The following is a 22,904-nucleotide window of genomic DNA, read 5'->3' as shown; positions in this document are numbered from 1 at the left end:
TTATAAAAGTAGTTGATTAATAAATGATTGAACTATAATTTTGATATATTTCAGTATAGATTTTTATAGATATTTATTCGTTGAATTTATCTTATTTAGCTTTTTTTATAACTTTAATGTCGATTTATTATATCTATTACTATGTCTTTCTGTATTTGAGTTAAACCGGATTAAATTCCGCTAAATGCCGATGGATAGAGTTGCTTGATTTTATTATTCCATGATATATTGATTGTATGAGAAATTATTTACTGCTTATTTCATTTCTTATTTCGGCCGGGATGGTAAATGCCCAGGATAGTGTTAATTCTGGGGGCGGCACGGCCTTATCGTCGGCCGGGTTTGCCAGTTTTTCTATCGGGCAGCCTTTTTTCGTATCGCAAATTTCCGCCACAGGTGCGGTTTATCCGGGGATTCAGCAAGGCTATGAGATTTCATCAGAAGATGGTCTTGACATTTATCCATCTGTTTCGGTAAAAGCGTATCCCAATCCTGTAACCGATTATTTGATTCTGTCTTTTTCTTCATTTGATTTGTATGGAATAAAAGTAATCCTGACAGATTCAAAAGGAGTCTTCTTGCGGTTGTCTGAGATTGTAGAAGCTGAGAGTCGTATCGATATGGCTTCATTGTCTGCCGGTGTTTACTTTTTAAAGGTTCTTAAAGATAACCGGCTGTTGAAGACCTTCAAAATTCTAAAGAAATAAATCAAAAATTATAAATTACATAAATACATTTAGATGGAAATGTTTAAGAGAATTATAGCCGTGTTTTTATTGGCTATGACTGTTTTTTCGGCGAGATCGCAAGCTCCTGATATGATGAGTTATCAAGCGGTTATCAGGAATGTGTCCAATAATTTGGTCGTCAATAAGACAGTAGGTGTGAAAATCAGTATCTTGAAGGGCGGAGTGAACGGGACACCTGTGTATGTTGAATCCCATGCGGTCCGGACCAATGCGAACGGAATGGTGAGTCTCTATATCGGAAACGGAGATGTGTCTCAAGGTGCTTTTTCTTCGATAGATTGGGCTTCGGGTCTGTTCTTTATTAAGACGGAGACCGATCCGGACGGGGGAAGTAATTATACGATCAGCGGAACAAGCCAACTGCTGAGTGTCCCGTATGCTTTATATGCAAAAAGTGCGGGTAACAGTTTTGATGGAGACTATAATAAACTGACGAATGCTCCGCTTTTGTCGCAAGTGGCGACGACGGGAAGTTATAATGACCTTACGGACTTGCCCGAAAAGCAACAACTGAGCATAAATGGAAATACGATTTCCCTGACCGATGGCGGATCGATACAGCTTCCGGTAAGTTTTGACGGAGATTTTAATAACCTTGTGAATCGTCCTGAATTTAAAACGGTGGCGACTACCGGTAAGTATTCTGATTTAACAGGGATTCCCGAAAAACAAACGCTAAGTATAAAAGACGGGAGTTTGGTAATCTCCGGAGGAGAATATCTTGCCATAGATCCTGAATTTTTTAAACTGCCGGAAGGATTTAGCGGGAAATATTCCGATTTGTCTGGCGCCCCGGGCAAGCAGAAACTTGCAATAAAAGACGGTAAGCTCGTGTTGGAAGGGAAAGAAGACGAATTCGGACTGCTGGAGTTGGACGCTGAGTTTTCGGTATTGCCGGAAGGTTTCAGTGGTAAGTATGATGAATTACTCAATAAACCTGTTAAGCAAAAATTAAGTATCAAAGAAAATAAGTTGGTACTTGAAGGCGGCAATGAGGAAAATTCCGAGACGCTTTTGGAACTGGGAGAATCGGTGGAGTTACCATCGAATTCGTTTAGCGGAGATTATAACGATTTACAGAATAAACCTACGGGAAATAGCGAGGGCGATATTTTGTATTGGGCAAATAATTCATGGACGATTTTGCCCATCGGACAAGAAGGACAAGTGTTGAGTGTCGCTAACGGAAAGTTGGCATGGATAGAACCTTCTTATGCCAATATTTCGGCTTCGACGTATAAAGTCGGGGATATCTATTATAATAGGAGCGGGATGCCTGAGGGGGTGGTTATCGAAGTCTCTTCAGTAGGACGTTACGGTAAAATCATTTCTTTGAAAGAAATTGAGAATAAAGTTTGGAGTACGGAATACGAATCGGTTGACGTTACGAATGACACCGATGGAGCGGAGAATATGAGCATGATAAAACGGCTTTTGGATTGGAGCACAAAATATCCGGCATTTGCAAGTGTAGCAGGTGAGGGAGAACAGTGGTATCTACCCGCTAAAAATGAATGGACGACTATTTTTGAGAATAAAGATCAGATAAACAGTCAGTTATCAATAGCAGGAGGGCGGCCTCTGAATGGTAATTTTTATTGGTCTTCTACCGAAAGTTTTCGGGAGAACGATGATAATGAACGGGCGTATGCAACCGGGATTGCAATGAACAATTATACGATAACGCAGGAAGGAAAGAATCCGATACAGGTTCTTGCCGGGGATATTTTCGATGATGATAAAAAAGTCGAAGGTATGGTGCGGGGAATACGCAGGTTGTCTTGGTCGGAGATGACCAGCAAGCCGGTAGCCGGAGAGACTTATGCGGTCGGAGATCTTTATTATAAAGAGGGTGATAAGGAAAATGCGATCGGCGTGGTGTATGCGGTGACCGATGGAGGGCAGCACGGAAAGGTCATATCGCTTGATGAAACATCTTTGGCATGGAGTACCGAGAATGTGTCGGTGGGTGCTACCGACATTGATGATGGGGCGATGAATTCAGCTTCGATTGTAAAAATAGAAGGAAATGGTGCGAAATATCCTGCCAATGCATGGTGCGTTGCTAAAGGACAAGGATGGTATATGCCTTCGGTGAATGAGATGATTGCCATTAACGGTGTTTCGTTTTTGTTGAATGTGACGTTGCAGGAAAAAGGGACTCCGATAGAAGCCGGTGGCCGGTATTGGACCTCTACGGAGGTTGATGCGGATAACAGCTATGTTTTTGTCAATTCGTTGGAACCATCCAGTTCTAATGTCGTGAAAACAGAATCGGCAAAAGTAAGAGCTGTATATGCATTTTAAATCGAGATTAATTTTAAAGTGAAAATAGGATGAGTATTTATCTAAGCAAAATGAAGAAAAAACCGGACTCTATCTGTGATTTCAGAAGTTGTCCGGTGGGAAAGATTCTTATATTGGTGGCTCTTTTCCTGAATTTCGGGATACAGTATGTGTCGGCAAAACATAATTGGCCGAATGAAGTAGGAAGCGGTATTACTACGAGTTGGCATCCGGATGGAGGGTATATTTATTTGAAAATACCGGTTTGGGACGATGACGGTTCGGATATTTTGACTTATAATGCCGGGTTTTCACCGAACGCGGGTTGGCTTGATTTGCAGTTGGGAACATCTACTTATCGGATTTATTGTGATGGTGGTAATGGGAAAGGTAATGATCCAAAGTTTACCCGTTCCAATGGGGATGAAAGAGCTGATATGGTAGGTACCCCAAAGAGTGGTGATGTCCGGTATATAGAGATTAGGTGGTATATAAAAAACTCCCAATTAAATAGAGAAGTGAGCATGTCTTTTAACGGGACGTGGTGGAATGATGGTGCTACTGCCGATCAGGATATTAACGGTTATACAACAAAAGTTACCACTACGGCAGAAATGCCTAAGTTAACACTTTCCTCTCCCGAATTTTCACAAGATAATAATAAGAGAGTTCCACAAGTATCTATGAAATGGAATAGAAGCGGAGGTACGGGAAATATACAAGGAAAGGGGAATATAAATTTGAGAAAAGATTCTTCTACCGGAGAAATTATTGCTTCTCAATCGGCATCGAGTTCTTCAGGAACTTTTACGCTGAATGCTTCTGACATAGATTTAAGCAAAGAGAATAAATATGTGATTACGCAGGATTTTTCAGTAAACAATATTTCTCTTTCGTCTACCAGTAATACAGTGACATTGGATGCCTATCCTCAGGCTTCGAAAATGGAGGCTTCTTTTGACGAGTCGAGTCGGCAGATAAATGTTACCTGGTCGGTGCCCGGGACTGCCAGTTCGAATTATGTAAAGGACAATTTTATTTTGGAATATACATATACGCTGAATGGTAAACCGGTGGAAACATCTAAAGTGTCTGTACCCTATGAATTTGGCAAGACTTCGTATTCTTATGCCGTAGACGTGCCTGAAAATACAACAGGTTATTATACGTTTTTCTTAATTCGAGAAGAGACGAAAGATAAAGAGGCGTGGAATAATGTGTATGGGAAGAGAATCGAAAAATTGGAGGTAAACACAATACATTTGACCGTAACTGAGGCCCATGCTGTATTGCTGGAAAACGGCAAGGCTTTGATTTATTGGAGTACATCGGGTCAGAATTGGAGTAACGGCAGTAAGTTTGTTCTTACCCGGCAGAATATCACTTTGACTACAGGTGAGGATATAGAAATGCCTAAAAGCGAGGTGTTTAATAAACCATTGGAAAGTGAGTTTACTTCACCGGAGGAATATGCCCGTTATCAAGAGCTCTTTGCCGGAGATGATCAGGGGGCATATATCGATGATATGTTGCAGCTTTGCAGCGAGTATCGGTATAAGCTTCAGATAAAACCGAATACAAATACATATAGTCCTTTGTCGGCCGTTTATACGCCCGAAACATTTATTCCGAGAGATCAGGGCGATTTAAAATCGGAGATGAGTGCATCGAAAGGTTATTTTACCGACCGGGTAGAAATTTCGTGGTCGACAGAAGGTCCGGCTTTCGATAACTTCTCAGTTCGCCGTCGCATATATGATCCTAATGCCGAAGATAACAAGTCGTTCGACCAGATTGCTTCTATTCCGGGTGCTGCTACTCAGTCTTATTATTCGGTAGAAGATAAAAATTGCGTACCGGGTGTTATCTATGAATATAAAGTAGTGGGATTATCGAAATGTGCCAATGAAACGATCGAGAGTCTCACCCAGCCGCAGACTATCGGTTTCAGGTCTCCGACCGGACAAATCATCGGACGGGTAACATTTGAAGATGGTCAGGCTGTCGAAGGTGTGGATGTGCAAATAAGCAGTCGGGAAGATATCGGCGGGCAAAGCGTTAGATTTAAAGGTACTGACGGATCTTATTTAGAAACCGACAATATATTGGCTCAGACCGGACTTCCGTATTCGATTCAGGCTTATGTGAAGCCGGATATGGATAATGCAAACGGCATCATCTTGAAAAAAGGCAATTATGAAGTGGGACTGGAATCGGGTATCCCGTATTTCAAGGTTGAGAATGGCGGTTTATCGGCAAAGGTTGCGGGTAATGAAAAATTAAGTACGACGAGATTTTCTCATATATCGGCCGTTTATCGGCAGGCAGAAGCCGGTGACACGTTGAGTTTGTATATTTATCGGGCGAATGCTGCAGGAGTAGATACATTGTTGGCTTATAAGCAAAAAGTCTCACTGTCTTCTGTTATGGTGCAGGAGGGCAAGGCGGAAATCGGAAAAGATTTTGCCGGATATATTGATGAAGTGCGCGTGTGGGATGCTGCTTTGACACAGGAAGATATTGCCGGAAATTATAATCGACTGCTGGCTGGAAATGAGGATAATTTGCAGGCATACTGGCGTTTTAACGAATCTGTTGTTTCTGAATTTTATGATTTGTCTTATTTGGGTACCAAGTATAACGAAAATCACGGAAAGATACATGATGCTCAACTCGATGGCGATGTAGTGCCTGAGCCTGAACAACTGTCTTTCAGAGGAGTTACCGATAAGAGCGGTAATTACCGGATTATAGGCATACCGTATTCGGGAGACGGTACAGAATATACATTGACACCCTATTACGGGACGCACCAGTTCTCTCCGGGAGAAAAAACCATTGTAATCGGTCAGTCTTCATCGATGTTCAATATCGACTTTACCGATCAGTCTTCTTTTGATTTGTCCGGTATTGTTTATTATAATAACAGTACGATTCCGGTAGAAGGCGTGATGTTCTATATTGACGGTAAAGTCGCATCGAAGAGTAACGGGGAGATAATTACCAGTGATGAGAAAGGTATATTCGAAATACAAGTTCCGGTCGGTCAGCATGAAGTAAAAGCTACCAAGCAAAACCATACGTTTGTAAATGAGGGTAAGTTGCAAAATTCTTATGGAGCCGATCTCGACTATCAAGATAATATGGCGAATGTCCGTTTCTGGGATGATACTCGGGTGCGGGTGATCGGGCGTATTGCCGGAGGAGCGGTTCAGGATACTATACCTCTCGGTCATTCGCTTTCGAAAAATAATTTGGGAGAAAAGGTTTCTCTCCAGTTGAAATTGAATGATGACAGTAAAGGCAAGATTTATTATTATAAAGATGAGAATACCGGGGAAGAACGCACTGAAGAGGAAGTTACGATGACGCATTTCCATCCGGAACATAAAAATGCGGTGAAATCGGATGCTTCGTTTATCACTATTACTCCTGATCCTGAAACGGGAGAATTCGTTGCTGATCTTATTCCCGAACAGTATAAAATCAGGAATATCTCTGTTACCGGATATTCGGGTCTTAGCGATGCAAATGTTTTGGATCTTACCAACGCATTTAATGAAGAGAAGGTTATTTATACTTCAGAACCGGAAGATGGAGGTGTAGTTTCCGAAGATACGGTGAAATATAATAAGTCATATAAATATATTCATCGTGTACAGCCGACCTTGACCATCAGTCAGGTAAACGGTCAGGGTAAAACACAATTCGGTAGTGCCGATTATAAAATGATGAATCTGGCAGGTGGAACGGATTTGATATCTTTGTATGATGAGGATACGAAAACTTACTTGATGGGCAAACCGGTATTTGAGAAGGGAAAGACCTATAAAATTAAAATCGATGCTTATGAAGAGTATCCGTTCTATAAAGAACCGCAAGGTGGCGGAGAACCCGAAATATCGGATTATGATCGAGTACCGGTCTGTGAAGGAAGTGTCTCTATCACAAACGGCTTTGCCGGGAAAACGAATGAACTGTATACTCTTGATGAAAACGGATCGGTTACGGTTGCCTATCAGACGGTAGAGCCGAATTTATCCAATATCACTAAAAAAATAGAAGCAAGTTTCGACTTCAATGGTAATACTATTGTAGCAACTCCGGTTGAGGGTTATCATATCGGAGGTGTGATGGCCGGAGGAAAAGATTTTGTTACCCAAGGGCCTACCGAGGCGGTGCTGGTATTGCGTGATCCTCCCGGTTCATTGAGTTATGCTTATGCAGAAGAGGGTTTGACGATCTCGAACAGTTCGACTGTTACTTCGGGTACGGCATCTAATGTAGATATGCAAGATGATGTTTTATTAGGCCTCGAATTGACGACCAGTGTCGGAGTCGGTGTGGAAACGGAAACCAAGACGGAAAGTGAAAATTCCGTGGGCGTGATCGTTTCTTCTCAAGCTGATGATTCGAAGTCGAATACCAAGATAGAAACTACTACGTTGAGTACGCATTTCCAAACCAGCGATGATCCTTTATATGTAGGTCGTAACGGGGACTTGATCGTAGCAAATTCTACTAATATTAGTTACGGAATAGAAAATTTGTTAAGTATCCGCCCCGTAGGTCCTAATTCGGGAGATCCTATTGTCGAAACAGGTGATTATTGCATTTCATCTAAACAGGCTCTTTCGGTAGGAAAAAGTTTCGGAACATTGTTGGTTTATCCGCAAATTTTTATCGAACAGTCTTTGTTGCCGAGAATTATTAATTTGCGTGACAATATCCTGCTCGACAAGGGAACGACGGATGAGTATGCCAAAACATTGGCTAATCAGAACAACGAACCGGTGTATATATCGAAAATAGATCGGGAGAGCGAGGACTTCGGGAAATCGAACAGTGACGTTTCGACATTCGACGGAGACAGCTATCGTGTGATTTTCCCGGATAATTATGATGAGACGACAGCAAGAGATACGATTGCGGCATTGAATACCTCGATTGATTCTTGGATCAAGATATTGGCGGACAATGAGGAAAAGAAAATAAAAGCGGTATCGTATAAGAATTTCTCATTCCAAGCCGGTGCAGGTGTAGAATATTCTGAAGAGTTCGTGTTATCTGAAGAGGAAACTAAGACTACTACATTTACTGTCGGTGCCGGATTGGCAACCGAACTCGGAATGAAAGTAAACGGATTCGGGTTCAGGATGACGTTGAATGAAACGGTGGAAACCACATCCGGATCAGAGGAGGGTTCGTCGGAAGAGCAGATGAAGAAAATCGGATTTGTTTTGGCCGAGGAGGGCGACGATGATTATATCAGTGTCGATATTCGCAAGGAACAAGGAGCTTCATCGGGAACCAATTTTGTATATTATACGCAAGGAGGTGCTACGGCTTGTCCTTATGAAGGAGAAGAAACGACTCGATACTATGAACCGGGACGTCACAAGCTGAGTGAGGGTACTTTGCGTATCGAAGTTCCCAAAATCGATGCCGAAGTGACTACGATTTCTAATGTGCCTTCGGATAAAGCGGCCGTGTTTAAGTTATTATTAAGTAATGATTCTGAGGCTCAAGAAGATGTGATCTATACTTTAAAGATGGACGATGCATCTAATAATACGGGTGCGAAGTTTACCATAGACGGTGTGCCTTTGAGTACCGGACGTGATTTTGTCGTTCCTTATGGCGATATTCTTGAGAAAACACTGGAAGTGCGTATGGGTGATGCGTATGATTATGAGGGTTTGAATTTAATTTTGGCCTCTCAATGTCAGTATGATCCGACCGATTTCCTTGACGATATTGCCGATACGGTTTCTTTGTCGGTGCATTTTATACCGGCAAGTACCGAAGTGAATATCAAATCACCGGGAAGTAATTGGGTATTGAATTTGAACTCTCCGCAGTTATCCGACGGAACATATTATTTACCGATAACGGTAGATGGGTTTGATGTGAATTTCCGCAATTTCCATCATATTGCCGTGCAGTCTAAACCATCTTCTTCTTCTGACTCCGACTGGCAGAATATCATGACATTCTATGCCGATGAAACATTGTTTGAAGAGGCTCAGGAGTCTGATAAGGCGATGATCGAAGGTTCTTCCATTACTTGCAATTTTGTGGGAACATTAGATCAAAACTATGATATTCGTGCGGTAAGTTACTGTTCGTTAGGAAATGATTTTGTGACAGCAGAATCTCAAGTTGTAAGCGGTGTCAGGGATTTGGTATTACCTAAGTTGTTCGGAACGCCGAAGCCGGCCAGCGGTATCTTGGGTATTGAGGATGAAATACGGATCGACTTTAATGAAGCTCTTGCCGAAGGATACTTCACTAATGCCAATTTTGAGGTGACTGCCGTGAAGAACGGTTCTAACGGAGATCATGACGTGTCTGTCGATCTAAACGGAGAGACGGATTATCTGACGACCGAGTTTGATAAAAACATGACCGGAAAGAGCATGACTATGGAGTTGTGGGTAAAACCGGATGATTTGAATCGTGCCGGAACTATATTTACTCAGGGTAATACTCCTGAAGTATTCGAAGTAAGCTTTACTGCGGATAAACGTATCGAGGTGCAACTGGGTACTGAAAAATATCAGTCGGATGTGTTGAATATGTCTGCCGATCAATGGGCTCACGTCGCTGTCGTATATGATAATGAAGCCGATAATTTGAAAGCATACTATAATTATGAATTGGCTATCAATAAAGATAATGTCCCTGCTTATAACGGTATAGGTAAAATAGAATATGGACGGAATGTAAACGGCGCTAATTATTTTGCCGGATGCATGCATGAAGCCCGTTTCTGGGATGAGGCTTATTCGATTGCCGACATTAAATCAAGAAGCCTTTCAATATTGTCGGGAATGGAATCTTCGTTAGTCGCTTATTTCCCGATGGATGAAGGCAAGGGGACTTTGATTACGGATAAAGCTCGAGGAAATAATGCGATTATGCATGGAAACTGGAGTACTCCTGACGGGAAAGCCATTCAGTTGGATGGGGCTACCGGAATGGTTGTGGTTAATAGTTCGGAGATTCCTGTTAAGGATGATAAGGATTTTACTTTAGAATTTTGGTTCCGTACAGATGCTTCTACCAAAGCCGATGCTGCATTGGTGAATAATGGCAAGGCTGATGGAAATGAACGCGGAGAAAAAGGAAATAAATTCTTTGTCGGATTTGAAAATAGTCAGCTTATATTCAGAAGCAACGGCTATAAAGAAGTGATAAATGGTTCGTATATGGATCAGAATTGGCATCATTTTGCGGTTTCTGTAAATCGTAGTTCGGGTAATGCCCAGATCTTTATGGACGGAGAATTGAAAAACTATTTCAGAAGCGATAGCGTCGGAGCTATATCGGGAACTGAAATTTATTTGGGTGGATGCCGCTGGGGTGATGCTCAAATACCTGATATGACTTATAGAGACCGGTTCTTCTCAGGCCAGATCGATGAATTCAGAATGTGGAACAGCGCTTTGCCGCAGTCTATCATAAGCCGTAATACGAATAAAAAGATGGAAGGTTCTGAAATGGGGCTTATCGCTTATTATCCGTTTGAGAAGTATATTGTGAATACTGCGAATGTAAAAGAACTTGTTTATACACTTGAAGATTTGGTTGAAGGAAAATCGGCAACAACGGACGGTATCGTCTCTGAGACGAATGAGAGAGCTCCTTTGAAATCTAAAGGTCCGGAACAGAGTATAAAATATAGTTTTGTGACCAGCGGAAGCGCTATTATCATTAATTTGGAAGAAGCTCCTGAAGTGTTGGAGAAAACGATTGTCAATGTAGCGTTGAAGGATGTGCGCGATCTGAACGGCAATGTCGATCCTACGGTTTACCGTTGGAGTGCGTATGTCGACCGCAATCAGTTGAGATGGGGAGAAAGCGAAGTCGTGATTGACAAGAAACAGTATGAAGAGTATGAGTTTGTTGTTCCTCTGAATAATATCGGAGGTAGTGTCAAGAACTTCACGATCGAAGGCCTTCCGTCATGGCTTACTGCCGATCCGATGAGCGGAGAGATCGATCCGAAAGGTACTCAGAAGATCACTTTCACGATAAATGAAGGTACTAATGTCGGTACATACGAAGAGGTTATTTATGCTCGTGGTGAAAATAATGTTACCGAACCGTTACCTATCTCGGTAAAAGTGAACGGAGAGAGACCTGCATGGAATGTAAACCCGGCCGACTATAAATATAATATGTCGGTATTTGGCAAGATGCGTTTCAATACGGTATTCTCTACCGATAAAGAAGATCTGCTGGCAGCATTCCAGAATGGGAAATGTATTGGCGTTGCTAATAACAGTTATGATCGTGACCACGATATGTGGTACACATTCTTGACCGTTTACAATAACGAAAAACAATCTGGAGATATCGAATTCCGTATGTGGGATGCAAGTACCGGAAAGACTTATCTTGCAACACCGACTCCAGAAAGAACGATAACATTTGTAAACGATGGTGTGGTCGGTACGGCTAAAGACCCGATCGTGTTCGACGGCAAAGAGATTTTCTTCCAGAATTTGAGTCTGGTTAAGGGCTGGAATTGGATTTCGTTCAATCTTTCGAATTCTAATTTGCCGAATGTGTCGGCGATGTTGATGAACGGATCTTGGACGACATCGGATGTAGTGAAGAGCCGGGATTATTTCGACTCTTATTCGAGAACAAAAGGCTGGACAGGATCTTTGACGAAAAACGGAGGATTTGACAATGTTTCACTCTTTATGCTACATTCTTCCGATGACCAGATATTGAGTACGGACGGAGCAATGATCGATCCTAAGACGATGCCTATAACGGTACTCGGCGGTCGCTGGAATTATATCGGTTACTTGCCTTCGTCCAATATCACGGTAAAAGAAGCTTTGGCGGGATATGACGCAAAAGAAGGAGATATTATAAAATCTCAAAGCCAGTTTGCAATGTATTCCGGTACGGGTTGGATCGGTAATCTGAAGTATATGGAACAGAACAAGGGGTATATGTTATTGCGTACGGCTTCTGACGATGTTGCCTTTACTTATCCTTCTACATCGGGATCTTTATCGAACAAGAGCATTTTGCGTAAAAACAGACGTTCGGCAGATGAGAACGTACAGGAAACTTATGTAAATAACAATTATGCCGAGAATATGAGTATTGTCGCTATCTCGGAAGATGTCGAATCGGGAGATAAGATTCTTGCTTATGTTGACGGAGTGCTGAGAGGCGTGAGCGATTGTGTCGGTGTTAATGACAAGCAACTCAATTTTATTTCCGTATCGGGAGAAAGTGGCGATCGCGATGTGACGTTCGAGCTGGAAAGAAACGGAGACGTGGTAGCTCGTGCCAAGACGACATTTGCTTATCGGTCGAATGCTGTGATCGGAACACTTGACCAACCGGCGGTTATCGATTTCAGTGCACCGGAAGACAATATTTCGGTTTACCCGAATCCGTTTACCGATAAACTGAATATCTATGTTAAGGCAAAAGCCGATGATGTGGTTGAAGTAGCTGTTTATGACGTTATGGGACGTAAGGTAATGCAATGGGCGAAAGAAACACTCAAGAGTGATTTCTACCATATAACTTGGGATGGAATTACGAATAGTGATGCTTGCGCTCTGGGAATTTATCTCGTACGAATTACTCTTAACGGAGAAACCGTTGTACGTAAAGTAGAAAAACAATAGTTAAAAAGATCTGTTTCTACCTTCCTTTATAGGGGGGTAGAAACAGTTTAATATAGTAAATATGAAAAAAATAGCAGTAAAATATTGTATGCTTTTATTTGTGCTTGCCATTTGTTTGGGAAGTTGTAAAGAAGAGGAGGTCTATACGACATTTCCCGCTCCTGTTTGGCAGGTAGATGACGCGAAATATTCGGTGAGTATGACAGCTGTCGTTGTATTACCGGAGAATTTGCAGACTTACTTTCAGACGAATGATCAGATTGCGGCTTTTATAAATGGCGAGTGCAGGGGAGTAGGCCAGCTTATCGATAACGCTTTTTTTATTACGATAAAGGGAACTCCTGAAGAGAACTCGAAAGTATCGTTCTGTTATTATAATACGCGAAATCAGTATATGTATGCGACTGATGCGAACTTGTCGTTCGAGCCGGATGCCATTTATGGCACGGCAGATGCACCCGAAGTGTTGGTACTGAACATAATTCAATAATTTGATAAGGTAAAAAATAATCATGAAAAAAATAAATAAGTATATTATTGTGTGTATGTTATCTTCTCTTTGTCTTTTGAACACTGTTGCTCAGACTAAGGGAAATATATCGGATATTCGTTCTAATTGGTATATCGAGATGGGTGTCGGTGCTCAGGTATTGTTTTCTGCGGATGCATCGAAGCTTAATTTCGGAGACCGTATTACACCTTCTATTTCGGTGACAGGAGGTAAATGGTTTTCTCCTTATTGGGGGATTCGTGTTCAAATACAAGGTTATAGCTTTAACGGGAATAGCTCAACAAACGGGCTGTATTTGGGAAATCCTTTGAATAACGGGCTTATTTACGGATCTAATGATCCGGTGAGGAATGAAAGCGTGATACGTCCTGATGGTAGTTATCGTCACTATTTGCGTTATATGAACATGCATGTCGATTTTCAGGTGAGTCTTGCTAATTTGATAGGAGGATACAAGCCTGAACGGAAGTGGGACATCATTCCGGTTGCGGGGATCGGATATGCTCATGCTTTTGCCTATAAGGGGACTCCGAAAACGAATATCATTTCTACCAATTTTTCTTTGATGGGAAAATATAAATTGCCGAAGGGGTTTGATGTGAATCTGGAGGTTCAAAGCGCATTATTCCCCGATCAGTTCGACGGACGTATTACGGGTGGAATGTATGAAAGCAGTTGTGCCGTTATGCTTGGGGTAACTTATAATTTCGGAAGCCGGGGATTTGCCGTAACGAAAAATACGTCAAAACATAAGCACAGAGTGGCAAGAGGGTCGAGAAAGGTGCGTTATGTGCAGATTATTAATCCTGAAGCGGCAGAAAGAAAGGTTGAGGTTATAAGGACTGTAAATGACACGGTTTTTATTAATAAAGAGGTTAAAGTGCGAGAAGAAGTTCCGGTAAGAACTAACGAACCGGTTATGTTGGGATCGATTCTTTTCGATATAAACAAGACTATGCCGATGCAAGGGCAGGAGATCACATTTGTCAATATTGCGAAATTTATGAGTGATTACCCTGAAGCGAAAATTCGTCTTGCAGGTTATGCCGACCAACAAACCGGTACGCCTCAGTATAATCTGAAGCTTTCTACAAAACGAGGAATCTCGGTTAAAGATATCTTGGTAAAGCAGTATAATATCGACCGCAAACGGATCGAGGTTCAAGGAGTGGGGACAGATGCCCAGCCTTATGAACGGGATAAATGGAATCGGGTAGTTATAGTTACTGCCGTTGATTTTTAAGATCGGTTTAGAACAATGTTTGAATACCTATTTATGGGTAATGAGTTCTTGTTTTTTCACCGAATGTGGGTATTGTGGATGCATTATTCCGATATTATTTTTGTATCGAAGAATTTGAATTACAGCAAACATTGTTCTTAGGTCGTACTAATTTATGTGTAAGAAAGCCTTTCCTGACGGTAAAGGCTTTCTTATTTACCTCTATATATCGCTTTTAGAGAGCCGATTGCGAGTTTTCCCTCTACTTGAAGAGGAATTCTCCGTGAGTCATCGCTGATCCATGCTGTAATATTATCACTTACTTTTTCTTCTTTATCATCGAAAAAATGTAATTTGATCTTGTATGCTCCGAAAGGTGTTTTCCGTAAGTCCAGTACTGTCCTACCTAAATATTCGGCAGAAAGATGTTCTATATGATTCCCGGTGAAAATATCTACGTTTATGCGGTCTCCTATATTTTTTGTTGAAAAATCTATTGTGCGCAGGTAATAAAATACGCTGAGCATGTCATAAGAGCAATTGCTTGATGTAATGAGATAATCTTCTATTGCGTTTCGTTTGGGTCTGTATAGAGTGATGTTTCCGGTACAGATACCGTTAGAATAACTGTATCGTGTCACGTCTTTGCGGTAAGTTCGGTCTTCATCTGAAATTTTAGCGTAATAGTGAGGTATGAGCCCGTCTTTATACATAATGGAAACAAGTGTGTCTCGGACTCTGAAAATACGGTCGGCAAAAGCCAAAGTGCGAGCAGTTAGTAATGATTTATAGTATTCCGTTCCGTCTTGGGAGCGGGTAACATTTATATCCAGACTGGCTACTGCTGCACGTTTCCAGATAAATCCCCATTGATATATGACATCATACGGAAGAGATTCTTTTTTGAAGTCCCATTTGACAGGGCATTGAGCCGACCCTTTCGGAATACAAAATGCAAGAAGTATTATTAACAGGCTAACGGTAAGAGCCTTGACTTCGAGGAGTGATTGCTCCTGAGGGTCGGTTGGAATATACAGGTCCTTCTTCTTTATTATCGTTTTGAGAATCATCCTTTTTTTCGTCTTTGGGTTTATTTTTGGTTATATCCAGCGGTTTTTGTTTATCCAGCGGTAGAGCGTAGACATCCCATGTCTGTTCTACATCCCAATTGGCTTTTAAATCGATAGATGTAGGATAGTAGAAAACTTCTTCGGGCTGCCGTTTTTCTGCGAAGTTGCCGGTGTCGAATTTCCCGTTCCCGTTTCGGTCCTTTACTAAACGGATATAATATGTTCCCGGATCTACATATATAAATTCTGCACCTCCGTCTTTGACCGGTGATTTGCGTACCGGCTGGTCGCTTGAGTTTAACAGTTCGACGAATGCCGAATCTTTTATTCCCAAAGTTTCTATATAAAAGTTGGAATATTCTTCGACCGTTTTTACTTTGAATGATTGGGAAAGTCTGTTACTCGGATTTCCGTAGATACTGACAGATGCAAGAGAGTCAAGTGATACCCTGTATTCGCCTCCTGGTTTCCATTTGGTTTTTAGTGAAAATATTCTGTGCTTCAAACTATCTTGGAAAAATGTATAGTCGTTTACGGGAGTCCAGACCGTATCGACTTTTATCTCTAATTTGAGACTTTCTTCTTTTATGGAGTCGACCGGTTGGTCGAATGCAAAGTTAAGCTTATCATATATGTTTACGATAGAGGAAAATTGCGGGGATATTTTCATAAACTCGATTTCCGGTGCTTGATCTTCATCTTTTTTATCTTTTTTGCTTTTTCGAACAGGTTTTTTTCTTTCTCGAAATACTAAGTTTAAGGTGTCTTTAAACGGGGTGAGTTGTCGTAAAGAATCGGTCCTTTTATAATCTGCCGTGAATAGTAAAGTGTCCATGTTATAAATGAGCGAATCTTTAATCCAGTATAGAAGTGTGTCATTTGTTTGGTTTTTCTCGACAATAGCCCAATCTTCTTGTTGAAAATTCAGAGGAGTCAATACCGGAAGCGAGTCGTCGGGTGCTGAAAAAATGAGAGAAAATCTGTTCCTGTTTGTTCGTTCGAACTTCTCTAAATAACGTGATTTGAATTGTTCGTTAAAGACTTTTAGGATGATATCGTTGGGGTAAAAATGGGGGAGAGCCACCATCTTTATTGTGTCGATTGTCGTACTGTCTGCCCATATCGTATCTGCATGCATTACCATCTCTACCGTTGGTGTCACGGTACTATCCATGAACGCAATATCTTCGGATGGATTATCGAATTTGTAATCCCGGTTTGCATCGTTCAGTCCGTATATACGATATGTACCCGCTCCGATGTTTTTTATGGAGAATCGTCCGTATGCATCGGATTTGGCGATTCTTTGCATCGGGGTTTTGGTGAATGCAGAATCGTTCAAGTTTGAATGTAAGCCGACAAGCATCCCTGTTACCGGTTCTAAATTTTCGGCATTCAATAATATACCTCCTATTTGCAACGTGTCTATCGAGTTTCCTGTTGCAAAAGAAAAACTGAAGTTATATAGCGGATTTCTTTCATTATTGTCGGATATGGCATCTGAGAAATCGATTGTATAGGTGGTGTTCGGTATCAGCGAATCTTGTAACTCTACGATAACTTTGCGCCCCGATGTCTGTATTTGCGGCATGTTTTTTTGTGCCGGAGAGACAATGACTTTTTCGGTCGGTTTGTCCACTTGTATTATTTCGTCAAATTCGATTTCTATTTTGTTTTTATTGAAATTGAGTTGATTGGGTTTCGGGTTGCTTTTGACAAAAACGGGAGGGGTTGTGTCTATCGGACCTCCGGTAGGTCGTGCAATGTTGGCACATGAGAGTATAAATGCCGCAGCAAAAGCGGTCAATATAAAATTTCTTGCATATAGTAGCCATTTCGTTCTGTCCGGCATCATCTGTATAGCTTTATTTTAAAGGGGTAAAGATACAAAAAAGAATGATTCTTCGATTGTTTTTTCTTCGATATGACAGATATTAACGGTGTTGAGCGCAAATTAATTAAACATTTTGTTATCGGAATAGAAAAAAAACATATATTTGCACCTTATTAAAAACAGGAAAAATCAATTAATCTAAAAATCATAAAGTAATTATCACATGCAAAACAAAGGTTTTATAAGAGTTTTTGCGGTATTACTCACGTTGGTATGTCTCTTTTACATATCTTTTTCATTTGTAACACGGCATTATACGAAAAAGGCCGAAGAGTATGCTAACGGAGATGCAATGAAGTATAAGCAATATATCGATTCTATTGCGACTGAAAAGGTATATTTAGGGTATTATACTTTTAAGCAGTGCCGTGAGATGGAGATCGGTCTGGGGTTAGACCTAAAAGGAGGTATGAACGTAACGTTGCAAATCTCTGTGGCTGATGTGTTGAGGTCATTGTCAAATAACAACACGGATGTTAATTTTAATAAAGCACTGGCAAACGCTACTGCCAACCAGGCAGATAATAAAGATTTCTTATCTGCTTTTGTAAATGAATACAAAAAGCTAGATCCTAATATCCGATTGGCTGCTATTTTCAGTACTTATCAATTGAAAGATAAGATTACGCCCAATGCGACGAATGATGAAGTTGTAGCTGTTTTACGGGAAGAGTTGAACAGTGCGATAGATAACTCGTTCAATGTGCTCCGTACACGTATTGACCGTTTCGGGGTTGTTGCTCCTAATATTCAGCGTCTTGAAAAGGACGGCCGTATTTTGGTAGAGCTTCCGGGTGTGAAAGAACCGGAACGTGTCCGTAAACTTCTTCAAGGAAGCGCTAACCTTGAATTTTGGGAAACTTATAATCTGAATGAGTTTTTCAATAAATTGGCAAGTGCGAACGAGTTGCTTGCCCGTTTGGAAAATCAGTCGGAAGATACTTCTTCTAAGACGGATTCTACTGTTGTCGAGTCGCAGGATTCTACTGCCGTAACGTCAACGACTTCATTGAAGGATAGTCTGACTCAGAAGATAAAAGATATGAACAAGAGCGACGAGCAACAAAATGTCAATGCGTGGAAAAAGCAAAATCCGTTGTTTGCTCGTCTTAATCCCAATGTCTCTCAGGAAGGGGCTATCGGAAATGGTCCGGCTGTAGGTATTGCCCACATAAATGACACGGCTGCCGTAAATAAATATTTGGCAATGCGTCAGGTTCGTGAACTTTTGCCTGCTAATATCGTATTTAAGTGGACAGTGAAGCCTATTGACGAGAAAGAACAATACTTTCAGTTAGTTGCGTTGAAAGCGACAAACGGAGGTCGTCCTCCTCTGGAAGGTGATGTGATTACCGATGCTCGCGAAGATTTTGACCGGATGACAAATTCTGCAGTAGTAAGTATGTCTATGAATGCAGAAGGTTCTAAGATATGGGAACAGTTGACCCGCGAAAATATTGGGCGTTGTGTAGCGATTGTTTTGGATGATCAAGTATATTCATTCCCGGTAGTGAATACTGAAATCTCAGGAGGAAATTCTCAAATTTCGGGGAACTTTACTCCGGAAGAGGCAAAAGACCTTGCGAATGTGTTGAAATCCGGAAAAATGGCGGCAAGTGTAAAAATTGTACAAGAAGACATTATCGGTCCGTCATTGGGTCAAGAGGCAATTCAGAGTGGTATTATATCGTTCATTTTTGCCTTGGTTCTGCTGATGGTCTATATGATCAGCATGTATGGCGTGACTCCCGGATTGGTTGCTAATCTCGGTTTGGTACTCAATATGTTTTTCACTATGGGTATCCTTGCTTCTTTCCAAGCCGTGCTTACGCTTTCGGGTATCGCCGGTTTGGTGTTGTCTTTGGGTATTGCGGTAGATGCCAATGTGCTGATTTATGAGCGTGCAAAAGAGGAACTTCGTTTGGGTAAGAACCTTAAAAATGCGATTACCGACGGTTATAAGAATGCGTTTTCCGCAATTTTCGACTCAAACTTGACCTCTTTGATTACCGGTTTGATTCTGTTCTTCTTCGGGACAGGACCTATTAAAGGTTTTGCCACGACTTTGATGATCGGTATTGCCATGTCATTCTTTACCGCTGTGTTCCTGACTCGTTTGATCTATGAACGCGGATTGGAAAAGAATTGGTTCAAACACCTTACTTTTACGACATCTCTTACAAAGAATTGGTTGACACATCCGAAAATTAATTTCCTCGGAGCTCGGAAAACCGGTTATATCGTATGTGCCGTATTGGTTGTTATCGGAGTTATCTCTTTTGGTATAAAAGGTCTTAGCAAGGGTATTGATTTCTCCGGAGGCCGTAACTATGTGGTACGTTTCCAAGAACCTGTAAATACTCAAGAAATCGCTAATTTGTTGAAACCGTATTTTGAAGGCAGTTCTTTGTCGGTAATTACTATCGGTGGCGAAAATCAAGTTCGTGTTTCTACCAACTATCGTATTGCAGAGAATGACGATGCAATCGATAAAGAAATAGAAATGAAGTTATATGACGGATTGAAGAGCATGTTGGGAGGTAAGACTCTGGATCAGTTTAAATCGGATAATATAATGAGTATTCAGAAAGTAGGCCCGAGTATTGCAGAAGATATAACGATCGGTGCTATATGGGCTGTGATACTTTCATTGATCGCTATTGCACTTTACATATTGCTTCGATTCCGAGATATTTCTTTCAGTGCCGGAACGTTGGTTTCTTTGGCATTCGATACCGTAATTATTATCTCATTCTATTCGTTATTCTACGGTTTATTGCCGTTCTCTATGGAGATAGACCAGTCATTTATTGCTGCTATCTTGACAGTGATCGGATATTCGGTAAATGATAAAGTGGTAGTATTTGACCGTGTGAGAGAGGTGATCGGTCTTTATCCGAAACGGGATAGATATCTTGTGATTAATGAGGCTTTGAATAGTACTTTAGCTCGTACTATCAGTACATCGTTAAGTACAGCAATCGTATTACTTTGTATATTTATTTTGGGTGGTGATACGATTCGGAGCTTTACATTCGCTATGTTGCTGGGAGTTATAGTCGGTACTTTCTCGACTCTGTTTGTTGCTGTTCCAGTGGCATACGAGATTATGGGAAGAAAACAGAAAAAAGCTCAACTTGCAGAGGCTGCGAAATAAGGATTTTGAGTTTAGATAAAAACAGACAGGGATTCTGAATTTTCAGAATCCCTGTCTGTTTTTATGATATTTTCTAAAAAAAAATCGGATATAACTTTCTGAAGATGAAAGCCGTATCCGATTTTGTACCTCCGCCGGGAATCGAACCCGGATCTAAAGTTTAGGAAACTTTTGTTCTATCCATTGAACTACAAAGGCATTAGCGGCTACAAAAGTATAATTATTTCTGCTTTTTGCCAAATGTGTAGTGTAATTAGTCGAATAATGTTTTGAGTACGTCAAGAGATTTGAGTTGTGTGAATCCGGCATGATGTAATTTGAAATATTCGATAATATGTTCGAGTATTTGTATTCTTTCTTGTCTGGAAAAACGGAATAGGTGCAGATTGTAGTAATTCATTCTCATGAGTGTCGTAAAACCGAATGTTTCATCGGGAGAGAGGACATAGGCATGTCCCGGATGTGCAGAAGTGGAGATCCCGTTTAAAAGGTCAAAGTAATCTCCGGGACGATAATTTTCAATATTCGGATAAAATCCTAAAAATCCGGATATTCTAATTAAAAAACAAAGATGGAAATTCGCTTTCCCGTCTTCGATGATATCAAGAAATTTGATCGATTGATGTAGAAATTCGAAAAAAACGGGATTTGCTTCAGGTTCTCGAATTGTACGGGATAAAAATTCGGATAGAAATAATGCGATAGAGTTTTTAACCGGGTCATAATGAATTTGTTGTAGAATCTCTGCAGGTCTTACTTCTTTGATCTTTTGTATATCGCGTCCGGGTTTATAGTCAGACTCTATGTCTAATATTGAGAAAGGTGTGAATAGCGGTCTTTGCGACTTGCTTTTTCGTCCTTGTGTTTGGGGAATGGCATACGACATTCTTCCGTATTTCTCTGTATAGAGATGTGCGATGTGATTTTTATCGTTGTATGCAACTGTGTGTAATACGATACCTAATGTTTTTTCCAGCATATTTTCAGTTCCGGAATTTTGTATTTACACAAAAATAGCGTATTCTTGCATAAAAGCATTGATAATGATTGTAAAAATATTATGGAAGAACTTACTTTGACTACTCCTTCATTGTTGTTTTCAGCAGTTTCGTTGATTATGCTGGCTTATACAAACCGTTTTCTTTCATATGCTCAGGTTGTTCGTACTTTAAAAGGAGATTATGATTTGCATCCTACACGGATTACGGCTGCTCAAATAGATAATTTACGTAAACGTTTGTCTTTAATCCGTACAATGCAGATTTTGGGAATTGTAAGCCTTTTATTAAGTGTTTTGTGTATGTTTCTGATTTATATCGGATTTCAGACTTCTGCTGTGGGAGTTTTCGCTATATCATTGTTATGTTTGATCTGTTCATTGGGAATTTCTATCGGAGAGATTGTTATTTCGGTCCGTGCTCTTGATCTGCATTTAAGTGAGATGGAACGTCAAAAAGCTAAGAAAACATCTTCTGATGATCCTCTATATTCATAAAAAGGTGCCGAAACGGTTACTTAAAAAGGCTAAAAGTGACATTTTGAGCGATATTTTTTGTCAAATATTTTGTCAATTCAAAAAACAGCTCTATATTTGCACTCGCATTTGAGAAAACCTTATTTGTTTAAGCGAAAGGTTTTTAGATAATGGCCCATTCGTCTATCGGCTAGGACGCAAGATTTTCATTCTTGAAAGAGGGGTTCGATTCCCCTATGGGCTACAATAAACAGGATTAAAAAACAATAAAGAGAAGATCGAGAAATGGCAAATCATAAGTCATCAATCAAGAGAATCAGACAGACAAACGCAAGACGTTTGCGTAACAGATATTACGCAAAGACAGCTAGAAACGCTATGAAAGTTTTGCGCGCTACTGAAGACAAGAATGAGGCACAAGCTTTGTTCCCTAAGGTATGCTCTATGTTGGATAAGCTTGCAAAAAAGAACGTTATCCACAAGAACAAGGCCGGTAATCTGAAATCTAAGTTGGCTAAGCACGTTAATGCGCTAGCATAAGCAGAAGGTAATTACTTTTACAAGTATAAAGCCGGACTCTCAATAAGCCCGGCTTTTTTAAACCTAATGGCCCATTCGTCTATCGGCTAGGACGCAAGATTTTCATTCTTGAAAGAGGGGTTCGATTCCCCTATGGGCTACCGAAAGTTTACCGAATACATATTGTATTCGGTTTTTTTTGTTGTATGGCGGTGACGGCAATCTGTTCTAAGGAGATTATGATTATAGGATTATTTTGTATGAATTTGCTCGAATTTATAAGGAATAGGATTGTTTCTCAAGCTTCTCTTTGATAGATATTTGTCTTTATATAAAAAACCAATAGTAAATTTTCTT

Annotated in this window: 11 protein-coding genes and 3 tRNA genes; 10 read left to right on the top strand and 4 right to left on the bottom strand. The window is 40.7% G+C overall.

The features are described from left to right. Positions 1–236 precede the first annotated feature (236 nt). The 5 genes from AC1WHX_RS00775 (at position 237) to AC1WHX_RS00755 (ending at position 14,454) form a co-directional block, all read left to right on the top strand. Positions 237–707: a T9SS type A sorting domain-containing protein gene (locus AC1WHX_RS00775; RefSeq protein ID WP_122338516.1), complete on the top strand. Its 471-nt coding sequence runs from the start codon at positions 237–239 to the stop codon at positions 705–707. Between the two features lie 39 nt (positions 708–746). Further along, positions 747–3,056: an Lcl C-terminal domain-containing protein gene (locus AC1WHX_RS00770; RefSeq protein WP_417040164.1), complete on the top strand. Its 2,310-nt coding sequence runs from the start codon at positions 747–749 to the stop codon at positions 3,054–3,056. 50 nt (positions 3,057–3,106) lie between these two features. Further along, positions 3,107–12,700: a LamG-like jellyroll fold domain-containing protein gene (locus AC1WHX_RS00765; protein ID WP_418236493.1), complete on the top strand. Its 9,594-nt coding sequence runs from the start codon at positions 3,107–3,109 to the stop codon at positions 12,698–12,700. Positions 12,701–12,761: 61 nt separating this feature from the next. Beyond that, complete coding sequence (locus tag AC1WHX_RS00760; RefSeq protein ID WP_122337755.1) at positions 12,762–13,190, top strand: hypothetical protein; 429 nt, start codon at positions 12,762–12,764, stop codon at positions 13,188–13,190. A gap of 22 nt (positions 13,191–13,212) precedes the next feature. Further along, positions 13,213–14,454, top strand: a complete 1,242-nt coding sequence (locus AC1WHX_RS00755; protein WP_122337756.1) for an OmpA family protein — start codon at positions 13,213–13,215, stop codon at positions 14,452–14,454. A gap of 191 nt (positions 14,455–14,645) precedes the next feature. Here the strand turns inward: AC1WHX_RS00755 and AC1WHX_RS00750 are convergent, their stop codons facing one another. Next, entirely contained in the window at positions 14,646–15,503 is an 858-nt protein-coding gene (locus AC1WHX_RS00750) for a DUF3108 domain-containing protein (protein WP_081705587.1), read from the bottom strand. After that, a complete protein-coding gene (locus AC1WHX_RS00745) occupies positions 15,409–17,358 on the bottom strand; it encodes an Ig-like domain-containing protein (protein WP_122337757.1) in 1,950 nt (649 codons plus the stop codon). Before AC1WHX_RS00745 ends, AC1WHX_RS00750 begins: the two co-directional genes overlap by 95 nt. Before the next feature lie 202 nt (positions 17,359–17,560). Between AC1WHX_RS00745 and secDF the strand changes: the two genes are divergently transcribed. Continuing rightward, positions 17,561–20,554: a protein translocase subunit SecDF gene (gene secDF / locus AC1WHX_RS00740; protein WP_122337758.1), complete on the top strand. Its 2,994-nt coding sequence runs from the start codon at positions 17,561–17,563 to the stop codon at positions 20,552–20,554. Positions 20,555–20,680: 126 nt separating this feature from the next. Here the strand turns inward: secDF and AC1WHX_RS00735 are convergent. Both AC1WHX_RS00735 and recO read right to left on the bottom strand, forming a co-directional pair. After that, positions 20,681–20,752, bottom strand: a tRNA-Arg gene (locus tag AC1WHX_RS00735). 55 nt (positions 20,753–20,807) lie between these two features. Continuing rightward, complete coding sequence (gene recO, locus AC1WHX_RS00730; RefSeq protein WP_122337759.1) at positions 20,808–21,533, bottom strand: DNA repair protein RecO; 726 nt, start codon at positions 21,531–21,533, stop codon at positions 20,808–20,810. An 81-nt stretch (positions 21,534–21,614) separates the two neighbouring features. Here recO and AC1WHX_RS00725 point away from each other — a divergent pair, with 81 nt between their 5' ends. The 4 genes from AC1WHX_RS00725 to AC1WHX_RS00710 all read left to right on the top strand — a co-directional run bounded on the left by AC1WHX_RS00725 (position 21,615) and on the right by AC1WHX_RS00710 (position 22,708). Continuing rightward, positions 21,615–22,049 (top strand): DUF2721 domain-containing protein, encoded by a 435-nt coding sequence (locus AC1WHX_RS00725; protein ID WP_022390220.1) that lies wholly within the window; start codon positions 21,615–21,617, stop codon positions 22,047–22,049. A 151-nt stretch (positions 22,050–22,200) separates the two neighbouring features. Further along, a tRNA-Glu gene (locus AC1WHX_RS00720) sits at positions 22,201–22,272 on the top strand. Positions 22,273–22,313: 41 nt separating this feature from the next. Further along, a complete protein-coding gene (gene rpsT, locus AC1WHX_RS00715; RefSeq protein WP_005859369.1) occupies positions 22,314–22,568 on the top strand; it encodes a 30S ribosomal protein S20 in 255 nt (84 codons plus the stop codon). A gap of 68 nt (positions 22,569–22,636) precedes the next feature. After that, positions 22,637–22,708 (top strand) — tRNA-Glu (locus AC1WHX_RS00710). The last annotated feature ends 196 nt before the right edge of the window (positions 22,709–22,904 follow it).

The sequence above is a fragment of the Coprobacter sp. genome (assembly GCF_982436375.1).
The sequence above is the reverse complement of the archived record's forward strand: the minus strand, read 5'-3'. Positions and strand labels throughout refer to the sequence as shown.

Bases quoted from the DNA above. Each gene is read 5' to 3' on its own strand.
- AC1WHX_RS00775 (WP_122338516.1), top strand. From the start codon at position 237: ATGAGAAATTATTTACTGCTTATTTCATTTCTTATTTCGGCCGGGATG.
- AC1WHX_RS00770 (WP_417040164.1), top strand. From the start codon at position 747: ATGTTTAAGAGAATTATAGCCGTGTTTTTATTGGCTATGACTGTTTTT.
- AC1WHX_RS00765 (WP_418236493.1), top strand. From the start codon at position 3,107: ATGAAGAAAAAACCGGACTCTATCTGTGATTTCAGAAGTTGTCCGGTG.
- AC1WHX_RS00760 (WP_122337755.1), top strand. From the start codon at position 12,762: ATGAAAAAAATAGCAGTAAAATATTGTATGCTTTTATTTGTGCTTGCC.
- AC1WHX_RS00755 (WP_122337756.1), top strand. From the start codon at position 13,213: ATGAAAAAAATAAATAAGTATATTATTGTGTGTATGTTATCTTCTCTT.
- AC1WHX_RS00750 (WP_081705587.1), bottom strand. From the start codon at position 15,503: ATGATTCTCAAAACGATAATAAAGAAGAAGGACCTGTATATTCCAACC.
- AC1WHX_RS00745 (WP_122337757.1), bottom strand. From the start codon at position 17,358: ATGATGCCGGACAGAACGAAATGGCTACTATATGCAAGAAATTTTATA.
- secDF (WP_122337758.1), top strand. From the start codon at position 17,561: ATGCAAAACAAAGGTTTTATAAGAGTTTTTGCGGTATTACTCACGTTG.
- recO (WP_122337759.1), bottom strand. From the start codon at position 21,533: ATGCTGGAAAAAACATTAGGTATCGTATTACACACAGTTGCATACAAC.
- AC1WHX_RS00725 (WP_022390220.1), top strand. From the start codon at position 21,615: ATGGAAGAACTTACTTTGACTACTCCTTCATTGTTGTTTTCAGCAGTT.
- rpsT (WP_005859369.1), top strand. From the start codon at position 22,314: ATGGCAAATCATAAGTCATCAATCAAGAGAATCAGACAGACAAACGCA.